Source organism: Brevundimonas sp. SPF441, assembly GCF_009661015.1.
Lineage (GTDB): Bacteria > Pseudomonadota > Alphaproteobacteria > Caulobacterales > Caulobacteraceae > Brevundimonas > Brevundimonas vesicularis.
In genome coordinates this window covers 1-4,036 of record NZ_WJWX01000050.1, presented here as the reverse complement: position 1 = coordinate 4,036, position 4,036 = coordinate 1, and the positions used below count along the sequence as shown (strand labels likewise).

At 66.1% G+C, this 4,036-nt stretch carries 2 protein-coding genes; both read right to left on the bottom strand.

The genetic code is table 11. The annotated features are described in order from the left end of the window. On the bottom strand, positions 1 to 391 hold a 391-nt coding region (locus GGC30_RS16115), incomplete at its 3' end, for a hypothetical protein (protein WP_153926138.1). A 401-nt stretch (positions 392 to 792) separates the two neighbouring features. Beyond that, positions 793 to 3,999: an efflux RND transporter permease subunit gene (locus GGC30_RS16110; protein WP_153926136.1), complete on the bottom strand. Its 3,207-nt coding sequence runs from the start codon at positions 3,997 to 3,999 to the stop codon at positions 793 to 795. Between the last annotated feature and the right edge of the window lie 37 nt (positions 4,000 to 4,036).

The following is a 4,036-nucleotide window of genomic DNA, read 5'->3' as shown; positions in this document are numbered from 1 at the left end:
TGGCCGGGCCGGTGTCGTCCGAGGCGTAGATGCCGATGGTGCCGAAGTCGATCGTGGTCGAGGCGTTGCCGGTGTAATAGGCGCAGTCCGTCGACACAGCGCCCTTCAGGGTGAAGGTCGCGCCGTCATTGTTCGACGCCGTGCCGTTGTTGGCAGCCGAGCTGCCGGTCGCGGTAAAGACCGAGATGCCGCTGTCTTGACCGCCGAGGCCATTGGTCTTGACGAAGTCGATGAAGTTCATGTCGGTCGTGCCGTTGGCCGACGTGTACGCGCCGTACATGCCCTTCGAGAAGCCGCCGACAGCAGCGCCTTGATTGACAGTTCCGGCCATCGCCGGAGCGGCGACGAGCGCCAGCGCCGCAGCGCCAGCCATAAGGGAAGCGAGTTTCATGCGTATTCTCTCCAAGCGAATGATTTTCGCCGTTGTGTGTTCAGCGGTCGCTTGGCCTCCAAGCTCCCCCCAGCATTGACCAGACCGGGTCTTTCACCCGCCCTGCCAACCTTCGCTATCCAAGATGCGTGCCGTCCCAGACCGGGACGAATCAATGACTTGGCTAACGTCGATTAACCATTCGGCTGTAGGACGCGAACGGCATTCGCGCAACACCGGTCTGTGCTGTTCGAAGCTTCGCGGGTGCCGAAATGGCACATAAGGGTCGCTACAGCCGGACGCGATTTCCCGGACGTCAACGAGAAGCTGCCCGTTTGAACGTGCCCAGTTCTACGCTGTCGAAAAAAGGGCCCGGTCGGATCGGTCCGCCGGGCCTTTGTCGGTCGCTCATCGTGGGGGGATCAGGCCCGACGATCCTCCTCCGCCGCCGGCTCCTCGTGCCCGTGCTGGCCGTGGAACATCTTGTTCAGTCGGCCTTCCAGGCGGCGCTTGACCCCGTCGATCAGGCTGAACACCACCGGCACGAACAGCAGCGACAGGGCGGTCGAGGTAATCAGCCCCCCGATGACCGCGATGGCCATGGGCGAGCGGAAGGCGGTGCCTTCGCCGAACGCCGCCGCGATCGGCAGCATCCCCAGCCCCATCGCCATGGTTGTCATGATGATCGGCCGCGCCCGCTTGTGGGCGGCGTCCATCAGGGCGTCGTGTCGGCCCATCCCCTTCTCCATCGCCATGATGGCGTAGTCGACCAGCAGGATGGAGTTCTTCGCCGCGATCCCGGTCAGCATGATGATGCCGATCAATGCCGGCATGGACAGCGACTTGCCCGTCACCAGCAGCAGGAAGAAGGCGCCGCCGAACGACACCGGAAGCGCCGCCAGGATGGTGATCGGGTGGAAGAAGCTTTTGAACAGCAGGACCAGCACGACATACATCAGCAGAATGCCGGTCACGATGGCGAAGGCGAAGCCCATGCCCAGTTCCTGGAAGCTTTCGGCGTCGCCCGACGGCTTCTGGCTGACCCCCTGCGGCAGGGACTTGATGGCGGGCAGTGCGTTCACTGCCTGCGTCCCCTGGCTCAACGTCAGGCCGGTCAGTTCGGCGGTGATGTTGGCCACGCGCAGTCGGTCCAGACGATTGATCTGGTTAGGGCCTGCGCCGAAGGTGATGTCCGCCACCGCCGACAGGGGCACCGTCGCGCCCGACGCCGTCGGCACCTGAAGGTTCTCCAGCACGCCCAGATCCGAGCGCGCCTGTTCCGTCAGCATGACCCGGATCGGCACCTGACGGTCGCCCAGGTTGAACTTGGGCAAAAGCTGATCGGCGTCGCCCAGGGTGGCGACGCGCGCCACCTGGCTGATGTCCTGGGTCGACACCCCTTGCAGGGCGGCGACATCGGCGCGCGGCGTGACCAGGATTTCCGGCCGCACGAGCGAGGCCGAGGACACCACATTGGACAGGCCGGGAATGCTGCGCATCTCGCGCTCGACCTTGGCGGCCGCGGGCTCAAGCACGTTCGCTTCGTCCCCGACCAGGGCGATGGTCAGAAGGCTGGACCCGCCGCCGCCGCCCGAGGCGCCGAACTGAATCCGCGCGCCGGGGATCTGGCGCAGCACCGGTCCCATGTCGCGCTCGAACTCCTGCTGGTTCAGCTTGCGATCCCAGCGCCCAACCAGATTGACGGTCAGGTTCGCGCTGCGCACCTCGCCGGCCGAACCGCCGCCGCCGGGGCCGAAGCTGGTCGTCGCCGAACCGACGGACGAATAGACCGACGCCACCTCGGGCCGTTTCATCAGTTCGCGGTTAATGCGCTGCACGGCGGAATCCGTCTCCGCCAGGGTCGCGCCCGGCGGCAACTGCACCGTCACGGTGGAGCGCGAGATGTCTTCGACCGGAATGAACTCGCCCGGCAGCTTCGTCGCCATGAAGATCGACAGGAAGAAGAACAGGATCCCCATCCCCAGCACCCACAGCCGGTGATCGAACATCCGGTCCGCGACCTTGCGGCGGAACCAGCTGGCGCGCGGATGGTGGTCGGCGCGGCGCTTGCGCCAGTCGTCGCCCAGCGCCCAGTTCAGGGCCTTCAGATAGGGCCCCATCCAGAAGGGCTCCTTATGCTCCTTGCCCTGGTCGCGCTTCAGCAGATAGGCGCCCATCAGGGGCGTCAGGGTTCGCGCCACGAGCAGCGAGAACAGAACGCTGACGCAGGTGGCGATGGCGAAGCTCTTGAAGAACTGACCCACGACGCCGGGCATGAAGCCGGTGGGGGCGAACACCGCAATCAGGGTCGCCGTCGTCGCCATGACCGCCAGGCCGATTTCGTCGGCCGCCTCGATGGCGGCGGGGTAGGGGGCCTTGCCGTCGCGGATGTGGCGGACGATGTTCTCGATCTCCACGATGGCGTCGTCGACCAGGATGCCGATGGTCAGCGACAGGGCCAGCAGCGTCACCACGTTCAGCGACTGGTTCGTCAGGTCCATCACCCAGAAGGTCGGAATCAGCGACAGCGGCATGGCCACCGCCGCGATCAGGGTCGCGCGCCAATCCCGCAGGAAGATGAAGACGACCGCGATCGCCAGCAGGGCGCCCAGCACCAGGGTCTCGACCGAGGCGTGGAAGTTGTTGACGACGTCCTCGGTGGTGTTGGCCACCTCCTCGATAGCGACGTCGCCGCGCTCCTGGTCCAGCTTCTCGATCTCGGCCTTGACGCGGTCATAGACGTCCACTTCGGACGAACCGATGGCCCGCGAGACGCCGAAGCCGACGACTTCCTGACCGTTGAAGCGGGCGCGGCCGCGCGGCTCGGACCATTCGTCGGTGATCTGGCCCAGGTCGCCCAGGCGCACGCTGCGGCTGCCGATGGGGATCAGGGTCTCGCGCAGCTGTTCGACCGACTTGGCCGAACCGACGGTGCGGATGGCCTGTTCCTCGCCCGCGATCTCGCCGCGGCCGCCCGGCAGGTTGATGTTGGAGGCGCGCAGCTGGTTCGACACCTGGGCGGCCGTCACGCCCGAGGCGGCAAGCCGCGCGGGGTCCAGCTTGATGCGGATTTCACGGCTGACGCCGCCGTCACGGCTGATCTGGCTGACGCCGCGCACCGACAGCAGGCGTTTGGCCACGGTGTTGTCGACGAACCAGCTCAGCTCCTCGGGGCTCATGCCCGGCGCCCGCACCACATAGTTGGCGAAGGGGATGGCGGTGAACTCGATGCGCTGGACGATTGGTTCCTGCACGTCGGCGGGCAGGTTCTGTCGGATGCCGCTGACGGCGTTGCGGACGTCGTTGGTGACCTTCTCCAGGTTCACGCCCAGCTGGAACTCGATGGAGGTGGTGGACACCCCCTCGTTGACGACCGAGGTGATGTGCTTGACCGACCCCAGGCCCGCCACCGCATCCTCGACCAGGCGGGTGACCTGGGTCTCCATCTCGGTTGGGGCCGCGCCGGCCTGGACAACGGTCACGGCGACGACCGGCAGATCCACGTCGGGGAAGTTGTTCGTCCTGAGCTTGAAATAGCTCATCGTCCCCGCGATCGTCAGGACGACGAACAGCAGGACGATGGGAATCGGGTTCCTGATCGACCAGGACGAGATGTTCTGAAAGCCCATCGGTCCGATCCTAGCGCGCGGCTGCAGCGGCGGGGGC